Source organism: Proteiniphilum saccharofermentans (assembly GCF_900095135.1).
Classification (GTDB): domain Bacteria; phylum Bacteroidota; class Bacteroidia; order Bacteroidales; family Dysgonomonadaceae; genus Proteiniphilum; species Proteiniphilum saccharofermentans.
Genome location: NZ_LT605205.1, coordinates 173601 through 191784 on the forward strand (window position 1 = coordinate 173601; position 18184 = coordinate 191784).

14 protein-coding genes and 1 other RNA gene are annotated in these 18184 nt (G+C 42.6%); 14 read left to right on the forward strand and 1 reads right to left on the reverse strand.

The genetic code is table 11. The features are described 5' to 3' along the window. Window positions 1-106: 106 nt before the first annotated feature. Entirely contained in the window at window positions 107-1222 is a 1116-nt protein-coding gene (locus PSM36_RS00565; protein WP_083710866.1) for a DUF6051 family protein, read from the reverse strand. 344 nt (window positions 1223-1566) lie between these two features. Between PSM36_RS00565 and PSM36_RS00570 the strand changes: the two genes are divergently transcribed. From PSM36_RS00570 to PSM36_RS00635, 14 genes are all read left to right on the forward strand, one after another. Next, the gene (locus PSM36_RS00570; protein ID WP_076931955.1) at window positions 1567-2424 is read left to right on the forward strand and encodes a LytR/AlgR family response regulator transcription factor; all 858 of its coding nucleotides are present in this window, start codon (window positions 1567-1569) and stop codon (window positions 2422-2424) included. A 238-nt stretch (window positions 2425-2662) separates the two neighbouring features. Then, window positions 2663-3023, forward strand: an RNA gene (gene rnpB / locus PSM36_RS00575) — RNase P RNA component class A. Window positions 3024-3116: 93 nt separating this feature from the next. Further along, a complete protein-coding gene (locus PSM36_RS00580; protein ID WP_076928335.1) occupies window positions 3117-4679 on the forward strand; it encodes a YihY/virulence factor BrkB family protein in 1563 nt (520 codons plus the stop codon). A 53-nt stretch (window positions 4680-4732) separates the two neighbouring features. Next, complete coding sequence (locus tag PSM36_RS00585) at window positions 4733-5482, forward strand: MlaE family ABC transporter permease (RefSeq protein ID WP_076928336.1); 750 nt, start codon at window positions 4733-4735, stop codon at window positions 5480-5482. Between the two features lie 12 nt (window positions 5483-5494). Further along, window positions 5495-6259 (forward strand): ABC transporter ATP-binding protein, encoded by a 765-nt coding sequence (locus PSM36_RS00590; protein ID WP_076928337.1) that lies wholly within the window; start codon window positions 5495-5497, stop codon window positions 6257-6259. Between the two features lie 69 nt (window positions 6260-6328). Beyond that, window positions 6329-7069, forward strand: coding sequence for a Fe-S cluster assembly ATPase SufC (gene sufC / locus PSM36_RS00595; RefSeq protein WP_076928338.1), 741 nt, complete (start codon window positions 6329-6331; stop codon window positions 7067-7069). 29 nt (window positions 7070-7098) lie between these two features. After that, the gene (gene sufD / locus PSM36_RS00600; protein WP_076928339.1) at window positions 7099-8439 is read left to right on the forward strand and encodes a Fe-S cluster assembly protein SufD; all 1341 of its coding nucleotides are present in this window, start codon (window positions 7099-7101) and stop codon (window positions 8437-8439) included. 167 nt (window positions 8440-8606) lie between these two features. Beyond that, window positions 8607-9833 carry an aminotransferase class V-fold PLP-dependent enzyme gene (locus PSM36_RS00605; protein WP_076928340.1) on the forward strand — a complete coding sequence of 409 codons (1227 nt, stop codon included), beginning with the start codon at window positions 8607-8609 and terminating at the stop codon, window positions 9831-9833. Between the two features lie 109 nt (window positions 9834-9942). Beyond that, window positions 9943-10521, forward strand: a complete 579-nt coding sequence (locus PSM36_RS00610) for an RNA polymerase sigma-70 factor (RefSeq protein ID WP_076928341.1) — start codon at window positions 9943-9945, stop codon at window positions 10519-10521. 212 nt (window positions 10522-10733) lie between these two features. Then, complete coding sequence (locus PSM36_RS00615) at window positions 10734-11717, forward strand: FecR family protein (protein WP_019540041.1); 984 nt, start codon at window positions 10734-10736, stop codon at window positions 11715-11717. A gap of 779 nt (window positions 11718-12496) precedes the next feature. Continuing rightward, window positions 12497-13060 (forward strand): hypothetical protein, encoded by a 564-nt coding sequence (locus tag PSM36_RS00620; protein WP_076928342.1) that lies wholly within the window; start codon window positions 12497-12499, stop codon window positions 13058-13060. Window positions 13061-13211: 151 nt separating this feature from the next. After that, entirely contained in the window at window positions 13212-14024 is an 813-nt protein-coding gene (locus PSM36_RS00625; protein WP_076928343.1) for a fimbrial biogenesis chaperone, read from the forward strand. After that, the gene (locus PSM36_RS00630) at window positions 14017-15048 is read left to right on the forward strand and encodes a hypothetical protein (RefSeq protein WP_076928344.1); all 1032 of its coding nucleotides are present in this window, start codon (window positions 14017-14019) and stop codon (window positions 15046-15048) included. The genes PSM36_RS00625 and PSM36_RS00630 overlap by 8 nt, the downstream gene beginning before the upstream one ends. 3 nt (window positions 15049-15051) lie before the next feature. After that, window positions 15052-17868, forward strand: coding sequence for a carboxypeptidase-like regulatory domain-containing protein (locus PSM36_RS00635; protein ID WP_076928345.1), 2817 nt, complete (start codon window positions 15052-15054; stop codon window positions 17866-17868). Window positions 17869-18184: the final 316 nt, after the last annotated feature.

Here is an 18184-nt window from a genome sequence, read left to right on the forward strand (position 1 = left end):
GATATTAAAGCTCAAAAATACAAATAAAAATATGATAACCCGATGAATCAACCATTATTTAACAACAAGTCGATTTATTATAATTGAACCCTTATATATCGTTTATTCAAATCAGAAACTCCACTGCCCTGGAAAAAACATTGGTGAAAGCATTGTTTACGGATGTGGTGTCCTTTGCATTATGAGGGAAAGGATTTTCGTGGGTGTATTGGAATGGAAAATCAAGTAATTGAATGGTAGATTCCGTATTTTTCCTGCCCAATGCTTCCTGTACCCCGTGATAAGGGATTACAAAGTCATTTGCCAGAGCGATCCCTCTGATCCTTTCTCTAAAACGTGTAAAGAATTTTTCACGCTCGGAACGGAATCTTTCAGGTGTGATCATCTGAAGGAAAGCGTTGAAAGCGTTGTCGCGTTCCCATACAGACCCGGCTTCGTTTCCAAAAACATGGATATAATACTGCTGCATTTTTTCAAAGGCGGGTTTGTCCATGATGTTTCTGGAAATGCCAAACATGGAGCGAAAAATGCTTCCGCCACAGAACATAAAGAGCCGGGAATCCGAAAAAAGACCTTTCTGATTGGCCATGAGGGCGACCTGAGACAAGAAGGCGCCGATGGAGTATGCGAAAATATCAATTTTTGCACCTTCCTTGAAAAGAGGGTGACGGCCGGTTTTTATTTCTTCGATCAGCACCGTTAAATCTGCCCAGGTTTGTCTCCCCGACAGATAGAACCGTTCCGGACTTTGGCTGATCCGGTCACTCAGGGCTATGTTTGCATAACTGATGGAACAATCGTCGATATATTTTTCTTTCCGGAAGTTCAGCACGTTTACCAGGTTGCGGGGGTTTGACCATGTAGCAGGCGCCCGGTTTATATGGAATGCGATAGGAAAAAGTATTACGGGCTTACCGGTATGGAGGCATAAGAACTCTGCCCAGGGAAGATATTTATTCCAGTTCCGTTCGTTCAACCCGTGCAGAAGCAGGATGGCTTCCTCTTGCTTAGGTTTGCCCGAAGGAGTGAATACCGGATATTCAAACGAAAAGTTTTCGGATATATTACTGTCGGCGCAATACAGTGTGCCACCTCTTTCGTTACTTGAGAGACTGTGGAAACGGAAAAAACGTATGTCAATGCCTGTTTCTTCTAAGTGACAGTCCACTCCCTGCCTGAAAAGACCGTTCAGTTCAATGTATCGTTCGTTGTAGTTCATCATATCCGGAAAAATTTTCGACTTTATAATTTCTTTCGCACCTTACCAAAATCCAAATAAGTTTGTCTTTGGTCCCGGCTTGTAGACAAAAGAACAGGCTTTTTTTCCCGTGTGCAAATCAAAGGGAAAAGCGCAATGAAAATGGGACAGAATCCTATATATGGGGTGAAATATGCTATTCAGGGGTGAAAAAATCGCAGGAAAATCTGATTATTTTGGTAAGTCGCCAATAAAAATTTACTTTTGTAGAATGTAGGATGCGGTTCAGCAATCTTTGTGTGCAAGCACCCACGATTGCGTTCACCTTTCACTACATTTGCATCGGATGGACAGATAATTCATTTTTTATGATGGAAGGAAAGATTCCCGCATATTTATATGAAAAGAAAAACAGTGTAAAAACGATCCTTTTTACGGCGCTGTTTGCCCTGCTGTTTATCAATCTCTTTCAGCCTTTCGGTTCCCATGACTGGTATCCCGGTGTATCCGATATTAAATATTTTGCTTTTTCGAGCCTGATCATCCTTACCGGTATGTTGGTAGTCGTAATCAGCCGGATAATTCTTACAGCCTACTCTAAAAAACGGGATATACTCTATTGGCATTATGCCTTGTGGATATTGTGTGAAATAGTGGCGATGGCTATCTTCTATACGCTTTTTTCCAAGTTTTTTCCCAAAGACGGTATTGAGAGGGATATCTCCGAGATTTTCCGGCAGAGCCTTTTCAACACGGCATTGGTGCTATTATTACCCTATGCCATTACCTGGTTATATTTTTCATGGAAAGAGAAAACTACCCTCCTGGAGCGTATTGAAGAAGAGAGATTGGCCGATACCCATCCCAAAACATTGATCGCATTCCACGATGAGAAAGGTGACCTGAAAATATCGGTGATGCTGGAAAATCTGCTCTATATTGAGTCCGCAGATAACTATGCGACCATCTATTATCTGAATAAATCGGGCGTGTCGCAATTCCTATTGCGTAACTCACTGAAATGGATGGACGAACATCTCACTCAAGAAACCCCTTTAGTCCGTTGCCATCGCTCTTATATCGTGAATATGGACAAGGTGAAGATACTGAAAAAGATAAAAGGTGGAATCGTATTGGAGCTCGATGAGGGCCATACGCCCGATATCCCTGTCTCAAAGACTTATTATGAGTCGTTTATGCATAAATTTTCGCATTATTCGGTTTAGAGAGAATAAAGAGTAAAGAATAAAGACTGTTAGAACCAAGAATCAAGACTCTTTAAATGAAAAAGTGAAGAGTGAAAAATTAAAATTCTTGACTTCTTCATTTGTTCTTCAATAGTTCAACATAACCACTTAGGCACTCAGGCACCTAACCACTTAACCACTCCAATCATATCCTGAAATGTAAAAAAACCGCAGGAAATAAGGGCTAAATCGCTAAATTCGTATTACTTTTGTACCTGCAGCAGGTCGGTTTGTCGCTTCCCGTCAGGCGGGAAGAGGAAAGTCCGGGCAACACAGAGCGCCATACTTCCTAACGGGAAGCTGTCCGTGAGGGCAGATAAGCGTAACAGAAAACGACCGTCCCGGCCAGTGTCGGGGTAAGGGTGAAAAGGTGAGGTAAGAGCTCACCGGACGTTGCAGCAATGCAGTGTGCCGTACGCATTATGGGTTGCAAGGCCATGTATATCGGATACTTAGGGTTGCTCGCCCGATGCCGAGGGGTAGGCCGCTAAAGGAGAGTGGTGACACTTTTCCGTAGATAAATGACAAACATCCGATTCGTCGGTATACAGAACCCGGCTTACAGACCGGCTGCTTTTTTATAAGAACTATTTCGTTAAGCTAAATGAGCAGAAGATAAACTTGTTTATATTATGTCATAGCGAGAAATAGTGCAACGAAGTTGAAAAGTCATGGCAAGGAAAAAAAAGAGATACGAACCGGAAGAGGAACGGCCAGGTAGACTTGAGCGGCTGAAGATCAAGATAAAAGAGTTGATCCATTTCCTCTCATACGGTATCTGGCGTCAAAATCCAGAGACACTCTCCGGCAAAAGGAATATCCTGTATGATGCCATAAAGACGGTTATGCTCACCGTGAGGAATGTACAGGAACTGGATATTGCAGCCAGTGCCCGTTCGCTCACTTACAGGACACTTCTTTCCATTGTACCGCTTCTGGCCATTATCTTTGCCATTGCCCGCGGTTTTGGTATTGAGAATATCATGGAGAGTAGTATCTTCAATTTTATGCTGGGAAGCAGGCCTGCGGATGAGATCGTAGTTGCAACGCCGGAGCCGGGAACCGATAGTACTATAACCATTACTGCGGGGATAGGGGCAGTGGATACGATTTATCAGGCAAGTGAGGAGATAACGGTGAATTCAGCTCTTTCCCCGGCTGGAGCCGGTGAAGAAGAGGTGTCGGCAGAAGGACGGACCCGTGAATTTCTCAATCTCCTGTTCCAGATTATCGATAACTCGCTCGAAGAAGCAAAGGGTGGGGGTGTATTTGCCGGAATAGGTATTTTGTTGTTTCTATATACTATCCTGGTACTCTTTAATGATATAGAGAGGAATCTGAATAAGATATGGCAGATTAATAAAGGAAGGGCGATTGGGCGAAAGGTGACCGATTACACTGCTATGGTACTCTTTATGCCTGTATTTTTTATTCTGGTCAATGCGCTGAATATTCTCAGCTACCCGCAAAACGATACTCTCAAGATCATCTATATTCTCTATCCTTTTATTCCGAGACTGTTGGATATTGTACCCTTTGTGGTGATGATATTGCTTTTTACTGCATTATATAAGTTCCTGCCCAATACAAAAGTGAAGTTTATGAATGCCCTGATAGCCGGAGTGGTTGCAGGGATCGCATTTCAGTTCTTCCAGATGCTCTACCTGAGCGGACAGATGTGGATTACCCGTTACAATGCCATTTACGGTACTTTTGCGGCTATTCCCCTCATGCTGTTGTGGATACAGATGTCATGGTTCATTGTGTTGATCGGGGCGGAGGTCTCCTATGCGGCGCAGAATGTGCGAAAGTTCTCATTTGAGAAGGAAACACGTAATATCAGCCGTCGGTACAGGGATTTCTTTACATTGATGATTGCCTCGGAAATTGTGCAGCGTTTTGCCGATGAAAAGCCGCCTCTCACAGCCGACCAGATATCGGTCAGATGTAAAGTGCCCGGACGGCTTACCAACGATATCCTGGATCAATTGGTTGAGCTGAAGATTATTTCCGTGACGCCTTCTGATGGTGATGAGCGTGTCCCGGCGTTTCAGCCGGCCATGGATATCAGTTTGATTACGGTAGACCGGTTGATTTCTGAATTGGACGAACAGGGATCGGAAGATTTCATGATTGATATCGACGGGGATTACCAGGAGCACTGGAAGGCATTGATGAATACGCGTATAGGGCTCCATGGCGGGACCAGTGATCTCCAACTGAAAGATCTTTAAGCTGCCGCGGACGATAAAAAATAAAATGATTATCTTTGCCCCAAACAAGCCACATGAGTTTTATAAGTTCCATAGAAAATGTAGGTGAATATGCACTGTTGATGAAGAAGGTGCTTACTATTCCGGATAGGATGAGTGAATTTCTGAAGGAATTCATAAAAGGAGTCTTCTTCCTGGGGGTGAACTCAATATGGATCGTGGTGATTATCTCTTTCTTCATCGGTGCGGTGATTGTCTTGCAGATTGCCCTGAACATCGATTCTCCTATGCTACCCCGATTCACAGTCGGTATGGTTTCGCGTGAGATCATACTCCTGGAGTTCTCATCAACCATTATGTGTCTGATATTGGCGGGTAAAGTGGGATCGAATGTGGCTTCGGAAATAGGCACCATGCGTATTACCGAGCAGATCGACGCATTGGATATTATGGGGGTGAATTCTGCCAATTATTTGATATTCCCGAAGATAGCATCATTCGTAGCTTTTATGCCGGTATTGGTTATCTTCAGTATGTTTACCGGTTTATCCGGCGGCTATATAATCTGTCTGGTTTTAGGGACGCCATCGGTAGAAACCTATGTATATGGTATCCAGGCTTTCTTTAGGGAGTCGTTTATCTGGTACTCAATTGCCAAGTCGATGGTGTTTGGTTTTATTATCGCTTCTGTTGCCGCCTACTTTGGTTATACGGCTAAAGGAGGAGCATTGGAAGTAGGCCAGGCCAGTACCAATTCAGTGGTAATCAACAGCGTATTGATATTGGTTTGTGATTTGGTATTCACGCAGTTAGTATTGGGGTAAAGAAGTGCCGCTATGATAGAAGTGAAAAATCTGAGAAAGGAATTCGACGGCGAGATTGTTCTCGATAATATCAATGCTTCCTTTCACAATGGGATGGTGAACATGATCATCGGTAAGAGCGGCTCGGGGAAGACTGTTCTGCTGAAATGCCTTGTCGGTCTTCTTTCTCCTACTTCGGGAGAGATCCGGTACGACGGGAAGAATTTCGTGGGACTCAAATCGAAAGAAGTACGCCGGTTGCGCCGTGATATAGGGATGCTCTTCCAGGGAGCGGCCCTTTTCGACTCAAGGACAGTATTGGAAAATGTGATGTTTCCTCTCGATATGTTTTCACGCAAGAATCGTCGTGAACGTAAAAAACGGGCCGAGTTTTGCCTGGAAAGGGTGAATCTGCTGGAGGCTGCCAATCTTTATCCTTCTGAAATCAGCGGGGGAATGAAAAAGAGGGCGGCTATTGCGAGGGCCATCGCTTTGAATCCAAAATATCTTTTCTGCGATGAACCTAATTCCGGCCTCGATCCCAAGACATCCCAGCTCATCGATGAGTTGATCCACGACCTGACAAAAGATTTCTCAATGACTACTGTAGTAGTGTCACACGATATGAATTCGGTAATCAATATCGGAGACAAAGTGATCTTCATCAATGAGGGAGTCAAAGAATGGGAAGGGAACAAATCGGAAGTAATGGGAACCGACAACGAAAAGCTGAACGATTTCGTTTTTGCTTCCGACCTCTTCAAAAAAATCAAAGAAGCAGAAGAGGAAAAGGGGTAAAGAATAAAGATAGAACAATTTCATGGTAAGAGTTGTTACTCCGTAGTTACTCAATAAAAAATAAATAATATGTTAAAAATAAAGAACCTGCATGCAATTGTAGAAGAACAGGAGATATTGAAAGGGATCGATCTGGAAGTGAATGCCGGAGAAGTGCATGCGGTCATGGGACCGAACGGATCCGGAAAGAGTACCCTGGCTTCTGTGCTGGCAGGCAACCCGAAATTCGAAGTTACTCGTGGCAGTATTCTTTTTAAAGGAAAGGAACTGCTGGAGATGGAACCCGAAGACAGGGCACGTGAGGGAATATTTCTCAGCTTCCAATATCCGGTAGAGATCCCCGGTGTGAGTATGGTAAACTTCATGCGTGCTGCTGTCAATGAGCAAAGAAAATACAGGAATGAGGAACCCATATCAGCTACGGATTTCCTGAAATTGATGCGTGATAAACGTGAATTGCTGGGTATGGACAGCCAACTGGTAAGCCGTTCGGTAAACGAAGGTTTCTCGGGAGGAGAAAAGAAAAAAAATGAGATCTTTCAGATGGCGATGATCAACCCGCTGTTGTCCATCCTCGATGAAACCGATTCAGGTCTCGATATTGATGCCCTGAGGGTGGTCGCAGCCGGTGTAAATAAGCTGCAGACCAGAGAGAATGCTACTATTCTTATCACCCACTATCAGCGTCTGTTAGAATATATTAAACCCGATTTCGTACATGTGTTATATGCAGGTAAAATAATTAGATCGGGTGGACCGGAACTCGCTTTAGAACTTGAAAAGAAAGGATACGATTGGCTGATAAGATAAGGCCGTAACCCCGTAACCCCTAGATAAAAATGATTGAACAACAATATATAGATCTGTTTAAGCAGTATCGCAGTGAGTTGGATGCTAATTCTGCAGAAGGGCTGAACAGACACCGGGATGCAGCTTTCGATATATTCACGCAGATTGGATTCCCCTCTTCAAAGCAGGAAGAATACAAGCACTCGAATATAATGCGCTATTTTGATAAAGATTTGGGATTGAACCTAAGGAATATTCCTATCCCGGTCAATCCTTACGATGCTTTTAAATGTGACGTGCCTAACCTCTCTACATATACCTGTTTTCTTATCAATGACAGGTATTATGATAAAGCAGAGCAAGCAGAGAATTTACCTTCCGGTGTTTTTGTCGGTAGCTTGCTGCAATTCGCAAAAGAATATCCTGCACAGTTTGGTACTTATTATGCTCAGATTGCCGATATGAGGGATAACGGCATAGTGGCTTATAACACCATGTTTGCCCAGGATGGTTTTGTAGTATATGTACCCAAAAATGTAGAGGTTGAAAAGCCGTTGCAGTTGATTAATATCCTGCGAGGGGGAGTAGATTTGAATGTGAATCGTAGAATATTGATTATTGCCGAAGAGAATGCCCATGTGAAATTACTTGTCTGCGACCATGCCGTGGATGATGTTCACTTCGTGGTGACCCAGGTAACGGAGATCTCAGCCGCAGCTTCTGCGCAAGTTGATTTCTACGAACTGGAGGAGAATTCGGAAAAAGTAACCCGGTTGAGCAATCTCTTCAGTGAGCAAAAAGAGAATTCTAATGTAGTTACCAGCGGTATTACACTTCACAACGGCTACACACGCAACAATTACAGGTTCCGTTTGTTGGGAGAGTACGCCGAAGCGCATGCGGGAGGATTGGCTATCTGCGATAAAACGCAGCATATCGATAACTTTGCCTTTCTTGATCATGCAGTGCCCAATTGTATGAGTAACGAATTATTTAAAAATGTGTTGAAGGATAAGGCTACCGGTATTTTTTGTGGAAAGATATTGGTGGAGAAAGATGCACAGAAAACTCAGGCCTATCAGACAAACCGTAATCTGGTTTCTTCCAATACAGCACAAATGTTCTCAAAGCCACAGTTGGAGATATATGCCGATGACGTAAAATGTTCCCATGGACTTACTACCGGACAGCTTGATGAGGATGCCCTGTTTTATATGCGCGCCCGTGGTATCGATAAAGAAGAAGCCCGCCTGTTACTTATGGTGGCATTTACGCGTGACGTGGTGGATATGATACGTATCCCTGCTCTGCAGGAGCGTCTGATTACCCTTATCGATAAACGTTTCCGCGGTGAATTGATGCGCTGTGGGAATTGTAATGTATGTAAATAAAGGTGATTTGTTGATTTAACGATTAGTGGATTGGAAATTAGAAGTGGAGAAGCCTAAGAAGTGGAGAAGTTGAGAAATGAAGAATCTTGAATTCTGAAATCTTGGAATCTTGAATTAACAATCGACGTAGTCAAATCCTGAATGTTGAATTTTGAATGTTGAATTGATTGAAAGAACTCGATATACATAAGATACGTGCCGATTTTCCTATACTTTTACGGGAAGTATACGGGAAGCCATTGGTCTATTTCGATAATGCTGCGACCACTCAAAAACCGCAGTGTGTAATGGATAAGATCAACGAGATGTACACTACCGTGAATGCTAACGTGCATAGAGGAGTACATTTCCTTAGTCAGGCGGCGACCGATGAGCATGAGGCTTCACGAAGGACTGTCCAGGAATTTATCAACGCAGTATCTTCCGACGAGATTGTTTTTACACGTGGTGCCACGGAATCAATCAATTTGGTTGCGTCGTCATTTTGCAGAAACTTTTGCCGTGAAGGTGACGAACTGTTGATTACCGCCATGGAGCATCACTCCAATATAGTTCCCTGGCAATTGCAGTGTGGTTATTATGGCTTGACGCTGAAAGTTCTTCCCATCAATGCTGACGGTGAGCTGATTCTGGCTGAGTTGGAGAAAAAGATCACTTCCCGTACCAGGCTGATTGCCGTCACCCATATTTCAAATGTATTGGGAACGGTCAATCCGGTTGATAAGATCGTGGAGATAGCACACAATCATGATATCCCTGTGCTTATAGATGCAGCACAGAGCGTGCAGCACCGTAAAGTAGACGTACAGGCGATCGATTGTGATTTTCTGGTCTTCTCTTCCCATAAAGTATATGGACCGACAGGAGTAGGTGTATTATACGGAAAAGAAAAATGGCTTGATGCCCTGCCTCCTTATCAGGGTGGAGGAGAGATGATCTCAAGTGTTTCGTTTGAGAAAACTACTTTCAACAACCTGCCTTTCAAATTTGAAGCGGGTACCCCGGATTTTGTAGGTACTGCGGCATTGGCTACGGCACTTCGTTATGTATCTTCTATCGGGTTGCAAAATATCGATCTTTATGAGCATGAACTGCTCCGGTATGCCACTGAAAAGTTACTATCTGTGCCGGGATTGCGTATTCTGGGAAATGCTGGTGATAAAAGCAGCGTAATCTCTTTTCTGGTGGACGGCATTCATCCTTACGATATGGGTACACTGCTCGACAAGATGGGGATTGCCGTCCGCACAGGACACCATTGCGCTGAACCGTTGATGAGGGAACTAGGTGTGGAAGGAACTGTTCGCGCTTCTTTCGCTTTCTATAATACCAAAGAGGAAGTTGATCTTCTTCTGAAAGGGATTGAGCGGATCGTTAAGATGTTTCATCCTTAATATGTCAAACAACGTTCCACGGAGCAAAGTGTAGTTAATGTGCCAATGAGAATAATATGTCAATATGCCAATGATAATAATGTGCTAATTTGTAATTAGTAATTCGAAGATGCAAAAAGAGTTCCGGGGTAAGGAGAGAAATGAAGATCACGCTTTATTCATCTTATTAAAAAAGAGGGATAAAGAGGCTTTCTCCATGATATATCAAAAATATCACCGATATCTCTATTCATTGGCGCTGAAATACCTCAAGAGTGTACAAATGGCGGAAGATGCCGTACAGCATGTGTTCGTAAAATTGTGGGAATCCACTGCAGATATTCATATAGAGATAAATTTGAAGAATTATCTCTATACGATGACAAAGAATTATATTCTGAATATGATCCGCGATCATAAGGAGGCAGTTTCTCTTAACTATGTCAATGCGCAGATCGATTTTCCCGCACATGAGGATATTTTGAGGGAGGTGGAAGAAAAGCAGATGTATGAAATGCTTTATAAATGTATAGAACAACTTCCGCCTCAGAAAAAAGAAATCTGTATGAGGAAACTGAAGACATCCGATAGTAATCAGGAGATTGCCGATAAGATGGGGATATCAGTTCATACTGTGAAGTCCCATTATCAGGAATCTCTAAAAATATTACGATCCTATTTTCAGCAGATTAAGATGCTCTTATTATAAAAACAGGAAACGAAACTCATTTCTTTTACCCGGATATGTGTCTATATAATATAGAAAGTGGAATGGTGGAATGGTGGAAAAGTGATTTAATTGGCAATTACCAATTCCTAATTACCAATGGATCAATGCGACATAAGTCCGAGACCCGAAATCTTTCATTTTTCACTTTTAGTTTAAGAAGTCTTGGTTCTTGACTCTAAAGTCTTTATTAAATGCAATCATCGGACAAAAATATTATTAACAGGGTTATAGCCGAATCGGCATCGAAAGAGGAGGCTGTAGAGGTGGTCGATTGGTTCTCTTCTACGGTCGAGGGGCAGCAATGCCTGTCGGATATGCTCGACAGAGATGCTTATCTGATGGAGAATGAACCTGACCTTGGTAAATCATTTACCCCATTACAGTCCGATCTCCTGTACAAAAGGATCGACAGGAATATCTACCAAAACCGCTTCAGAAAAAATCTACTCAAAGTGGTTGCCGTTCTTTTGCCGATATTGCTTCTTTCAGGATTAGGTTTTTACCTGAACAGACAGACCGATCTTTTCTCCGGAACAACCTATTCCGAAGTATATGTTCCTAAAGGAGAAGATGCGCGGATCTTTTTCCAGGACGGTACAGAGGTATTCCTTAATGCAGATACAAAGATCCGTTATCCGAACAGATTCGGATTACGAAAAAGAGAAATCTATCTCGAAGGAGAGGCCTATTTTAACGTGGCTTCCAATCGCAGCCGCCCCTTTGTGGTGCACGCACAGCATACCGAGACAGAGGTAGTAGGTACCTCTTTCAATGTAAGAGCCTATGGTAATAGCAACACTATAGAAGTAGTGCTGGATGAGGGGAGAACCGCTTTTCACGTGCATCAAAACAGCTACCCCATGTTGCCAGGACAAAAAATAGAATATGATAAGTCGACCGGGAGAATAACTTTGCGAAATCTTATCAATCCATCCAATGCTTCATTATGGAAAAAGAATGTACTCCATTTCTATGATACCCCTCTTGCTGAAGTGATAAAGGAACTGGAGAGAAGATTTGATGTGCAATTTCATGTGCAAGATGCAGCAGCATTGAATTACAGTTATACCCTAACGACCAAACAACCCGGTATTGAAAATGTGCTGAAGGAACTTCAGAAAATATCCCCGGTGAAATTTGTTGTCGAGGGTGATACGGTTACTGTTTCTATTTAATCTTCTCATAAACCCTGCAGAACTGATACCTGATTTCACTGATTCCCTGTTTGTTCATTCTTCCTGTTTGTTTTACTATAAATCCTTAATATATCAATATGCAATTTATGTGTTGCCGAATAGAGTATCTTAAAAAAACGGACACCAAATCTAATGATTTATTATATTAATCGTTAAAAAATGAACAGTGTGTTTTTTATGTAATTTAAACAACTATTTTGGACTAAGTTTATTACGCATGTTTAACCTTAGTTAAAAGTATTCAATAAATGCTATCTATGTTAAATAGATAAAAAATAATGTCCTTTTTTTGTTATTTCGAAAAGTCGACGTACCTTTGACTCACTTTTTTGAGTGAATATGATGTAATATGTTGTAGGTTAGTATCTTAAGCCGTATTTAAGGAATAAAGGCGCTTCCCGGAAAAACTTTATTCGTGGGTCGGTTAAATAAATGATGGATTATACATAGAACAGAGAGTAAAAATAAGTAGGCATACAAAAATCATCTTCACTGACTCGTATTAAGGATATCTGCACTTTCACCCTGCAGGATTCGATATCCGGATTACAGAAAAGATTATTTTATAAGTAGTTCAACAGACAAAAAACCTAAAGGAATTGCATGGCAATAGATTAGCGGTTTTTTTATGTTGTTATTTTTGGGGCTCTGCCTGTCGGTAAAATGCAATAAAAATGTCTTGTATATATAAATTTTCGGCGTAGTCCGCCGTTAAACAGACTGCATAAAGAAATAAACACTTTATAAATTAATTCAAAATGAGAACAAAAAACTTTTTTTCAATCGCCGCTTTAATCATTTGTGGCTTAGTATGTGTGAACAGTGTGAAAGCAGAAGGTCCGTCGAATACGGATAATGTAACAGTGAATATCAGGTTTAAACCAATTCAGACAATTGTTGTTAATCCGAGTCAGAAAACAGTAGATCTCGTGTACGAAACAAAAGATCATTATGCGAGTGGTGTCTCTTCCGAGCAAAAAGATCATTTGACCGTATTCAGTACCGGAGGATTTCAAGTAAATGTGAAATCGAACGGGGAGTTTAAGAGAGGTGACGGAGCGGAGGTTATATCAGCCGGTGATGTGAAGATTTTAGCATCACTTGGAACAAATACCGCAGTGGGTGAATTTAATGAACAAGCTTTAACGACAGGAGATATCCCTATAATTACAGCCTCCGAGGGGGGGAGTGTACTTAATTACAATATAAAGTACGATAACACTGCTGCCGGCGCCTCATACCAGTACATCAATAGATATATCCATGATGATGCCGAATCAGTATATACAGCACAGGTTACCTACACTATAGTATCAAAATAAAGTATATTTATTAAAAATAGAAAGAAGGAGGGGAGAACGTTTCGGTTGAATCGTTTCTCTCTCCCTCTATCTTATATTCAATAGGGTATTATTACTTGTATTTAACAATCAATAGGGACGACCGACCCGACTGAATAAAATATTCTAATCGATGAGATATCTGTTTGTCCACTGTTCTTTACTATTTGCCGGACTTTTTTTCATAATTCCTTCCACCGTCTTTTCACAGGTAGGGATTTCGGTGTCTCCGCCGCGGGTATATTATAGTCTGGACCCGGGAGAGACAGGATCACAGAAAGTACTGGTCAGCAATGTCAGTAAAGATCATCCGCTCAATTTCTCCCTTACAATGGGGGATTGGGAATACGATAGTTATGGTGGCAACCTTATGTTCCCGCCTGATTCACTGGATAATTCCTGTGCCGGCTGGCTAAGCCTGCCCGGTGGCATGTATATGACCCTTGAGCCGGGAGAAAGCCGGGAGATCGATCTGACTATGACCATACCTGCGGAAATCGACCGTGACGCGAATGTACAGACGGCCATGCTATTTGTAACGCAGATGAATCCCGTAGATGGCGTAGATACGCAGGGAGCAGCCATCAAGATCAATGTCCGCCAGGGAATAAAAATATACCGTAAAGGCAACGCTCCGGAAATAAAGAAAGTGGAAATTGAGAATCTGGCATACGATAAGGAAACCAATTCGCTGATGCTCTTATTCAGCAATGTGGGTAATATTTGGATTAACGGCCGTGCGAGCGCCAGTCTGTTCAACCAGGGTGACGGTAAAGAATTGAACATAGAAGCGGCCGATTTTTATACGATGCCCGGTGACCGTCGGATCATGCAGATTCCTCTCCGGCAAGAGCTGGAAAAAGGAAGATATATCGCCACCGTGATGCTCGATTACGGTGACCGCACCACGATAGAAGCCGCAGAGCTGCAGTTCACTCATGAGTAGGCTATTCATATACATAGAACTTCTTTTTCTCTTATTCCATATATCGGCATACGGTCAGGTGAATCTGACATGGCAGGGAGGATCCGACTATCTTAGTGTGGGTTCCTATTCAGGTGCCGTATCACAATCGGATATTACCAGATTGAAAATCAGCGGTAATGGAAATATTACTTTCGAGAACTGGAAATTATCCGCCCGGATAGTAAACTACCCGGTTGTAAACGGAGGGAATGAATTTCCTGCAGACAAAATAAGTTTTTCCCCGACCGGAACATCCGGTAATTTGAAATCGGGACCCATTCCCAGCGTTACTCAGGTAGGAATGCCTTTATCCGTTCCATTTCAAAACGGACCGAATGAAGTGTACCTTGTTCCCAATTCCAATGCCCCCATCATAAACAACAGCCCAAATCAAAATGATTATTTTGATTTTATTATGGGATTTAATCTGACGGTCGCTCCCGGCAGCTATTTGAATTCCCTGCAGGCATGGAAAGAGTATCCGTTTCAGATAGAATATACGCTATACGATAAAAATAATATACCCATAGCCCGACTGCAACATACTTTTAAGATACAGGTAACCAATCTGGGTAATCCTCCTCCTGAAGAGAAACGGTACACCATCCGGGTTTCTACGGAAGCATCTAATGGACTGCTGGAATTTAAAACGATGGCGGATTATATCAACGGCAAAAGTGTTACTTATGTTGACGGATTATCTGTTTCCGCCACTACTGCCTATCAGGTTACGGTAAGATCCGTATCCTCTCATTTCTCCTCCTCCGCCGGCAATACTTTACCGTTGGATATTGTTCACCTGCAATTAAGCGGGGGAACCGGAAATATATATTCCCGTACGCTTTCTACTGGTACCCAGACCATACTGGAGGGACCCTCTACCGGGGGTACACCTGTAAATTTTGATATTACCTATTTTACCGAAGCGAATGATTCGCGCCTGTTCAATGTTCCTCCCGAACAATACGAGACATCGCTTATGTATGAAATTTCTCCCCGATAGCAAATGTTCCGCAATAGAAAAAAGCTCTGCTTCAAAGGATTATTGCTCATCAGTCTTTATACTTTCCACGGAATAAAGGCTCAATCTGTTGCGGAAGAACCGGTCGGCTTGGAGATACGGGAGTCTTCGGTTAATGCACAGGTTATAAGTCATATCCTGAAGATAACCAATCGATCGGAGCAGATATTCACTGGAACTGTCCTGTTGGATCCACTCTCGGAACTCCGTTCCCTTTCACAGGGTGAACGGGAGATTTCTGTTGCTCAGAACGACAGTGTTTTTGTCGCTTACCGGTTAATTGCAGCCAAGGATATCGGTGCGGGAAGAAAAGCTATCAGGTATATCATTCTCAATGAAAAAAAGGAAAGGGTGCTGGCCCGGGAAACCTACATCGATATTGAAGAGCGGGAGCAGATATTTTTCATGACGGATGACGCCCCACTGATGATAACCCGTCCGGAGGATTCGGTGCGGGTGCATGTAACGGTGAATAACAGCGGAAACACATATCAGGAGGTGACATTGGTGTTTAATGTTCCCAACCTGCGGGAAGCACCTGCTTTTACAGAGATGAAAATCACCATGGCGCCTATGGAACAGAAACGGTTTATCCACAGCTTTATTCCCAGTGGCAATCTCCTTTCATCGGGACAATTTTCGGTGCATATCACTGCCATGAAAGGGAGGGAGAAAACGATTTTTGGGAGTAAGACCGTTACCGTGCAGAATGTTTTTACAGATAGGAAGTATATAGATACCAATCCCGCCCGTAATTTGTATCCCGGACAGGGATTGGCCGACAATTCCGTTACATTGAGCTACCGGCAGTACAATGCTACTTCGAATATGCTGCAATTACAGGGTGGGGGATATATGAACCTGCCGGCAGGCTATCTCCACCTGAAAGGGAATATCTACAAATACAATTCCGGCCATACACCCATGATTACCAATACCTCGTTGATGTATAAGCTTGAAGAGAATGAGTTCACTATTGGCAACGTGAGTGAACAGACGGAGTTACCGCTATTTGGCCGGGGCGCAAAAGCAATATTGTCGACTGCCGACAGGAGAAAAACGCTCACTTTCGGGGCGGTCGATCAGAATTTTAACCTGATAGGTTCACAGCCATGGTTTACCGAGTATTACTCGTTTTACATACAAGGCGCATTAGGAGCCAATAATTCAGATAGGGGTATGGAAGCAACCTATATTTACCAGAAAAACCCTTATGAAAAAGCAATATATAATGTAGGAGGCCTTCAGTGGAGAAGCTTGTTAGGGAAAAATTGGAGCATCCATATGGAGACGCATGGAGCATTGAGCAGCTATGAGAACATACCAGACAGCAAATTCTCCGGTGCAGCTGAACTTCGGTACAGAGGTAATCTGCCTTTCGGAATCGCTTTGGACGGATCGGGTTATTACAGCGATGGATATTTTCCCGGAAGCAGAAAAGGAACTCTCTCCTTTACGCAGGGAGTCAATAAAAGATTGTCTGAAAACACCTATATCAGCGGCAGTATTGGTTACAACAGAACGGCACCTAAATCGTACGCCTACACTTATACTTACCGGTCAGAGAACAGTTATGGAAATATCATGCTCTCATTGCCAAAATTAGGGAGAGTAACTTCGTCACTCTATTACCGGCATCAAGGTGAAAGTTCCCCCTCATACACCTCATGGCTCGATGAAGGAACTGTTTCAGGGAATGTGCGAATGGTTTCTCATCGCATGGGATGGCAAGGGCGATGGCAAAGTCCCAATGCGAGGCACTCCCTCTTCGGCACACTGGAGGCTGGATTTTTTGCCGATCCTTTGGAGGGTGGCCGTTCGGGACAGGCAAAAACAACCCTGAATTACTCATTCCGGGAAGTGATGATAGACGCCTCATACCAGAAAGGAGCTTACTATCTCTATGAATATATGATGGCGAAGCAACAGCATAAGGAGTTCAACCGGTTTACCTCTTCGGTTTCCATCAATAAAAATATTTCTAAAAAATTATCTTTCTCGTCAGGTATCAACTTCAGCCATGATGTGTATCAGGGCAGCGTGCCGTCGGCGAACCTTACTGCAAACTTTTTTGCAAAAGATAATATGGCTTTTTTTATGAACGCTTATTGGTACAGATACACGTTTATCAATAGCAGTAATATGTTCAACGTGCAGGTGGGAGTGACATGGAATTTCAGCAAATCGCAGCCGATGAAGGGGCGGAAAAGCAAGGTAGTCGCTCAAGTCTATTACGACCATAACGCCAATAACCGTTATGATGACGGAGATGAGCCGGCCGGAGGCTATCTGCTGAACATTGATAACAAAGCCTTTATTTCGGACGAAGAAGGAAAGGTTCGCTACTCGCTGGTACCCTACGGCGAGTATATAGTGAAGCCGATACAGACGGGACGCTGGTTCTTCGACCGGAAGAAAATCACTGCCAAAAGTGCCAGAACGGTGATCAATATTTCCCTCAAACAAAGCGGTACATTACAGGGAAGTGTCGGTTATATCAGTGATGAGAATAGTGTGGAGATTCTGCCGAGGTATGAAGGTCTTCGATTTATAGTAATAAATACCGACGGAACAGTTGTTCAAACCGTTGTCACCGATGCCGACGGAAAATTTACCACTTTCCTGCCCATGGGAACCTATACCATTACCTTCGATACCAAAACGTTGCCTGAACACTCCGAGTGTAAAGATTATACCCGTACTTTCACGATCGAAGCCGGTAAAATTACAGTGCTCGATCCTTTTGAGATTGAAGTGAAAGAGAGAAAAATAAATATAAAACGCTTCTTCGCTTCCGATTGACCGATATAATATTTATATGTTTCGGATATTGTTTCTGTTGTCCTTCGACCCTTTTTCTCCGGATCTTTGTGACCTTTTTTGTCTCTCTTTTTTTATCTTACACCCTGTTATTCAAAGGATTTATCATTATTTTTTTTGCGGTTTTTCTTATCATTTTGTTAAATTTTTACTTTTTACTCATCCTTTTTCTTTTTCTCTGTGTCTACTATAAAGAAGCGATAACAAGCATTCAAAAGTGTTAAATCAGTATCTGTAATAAAAAGTAGAGAGATAGATTAATTCTAGTGAGGTGAAAAAATTTTAATGTCTAATTTTT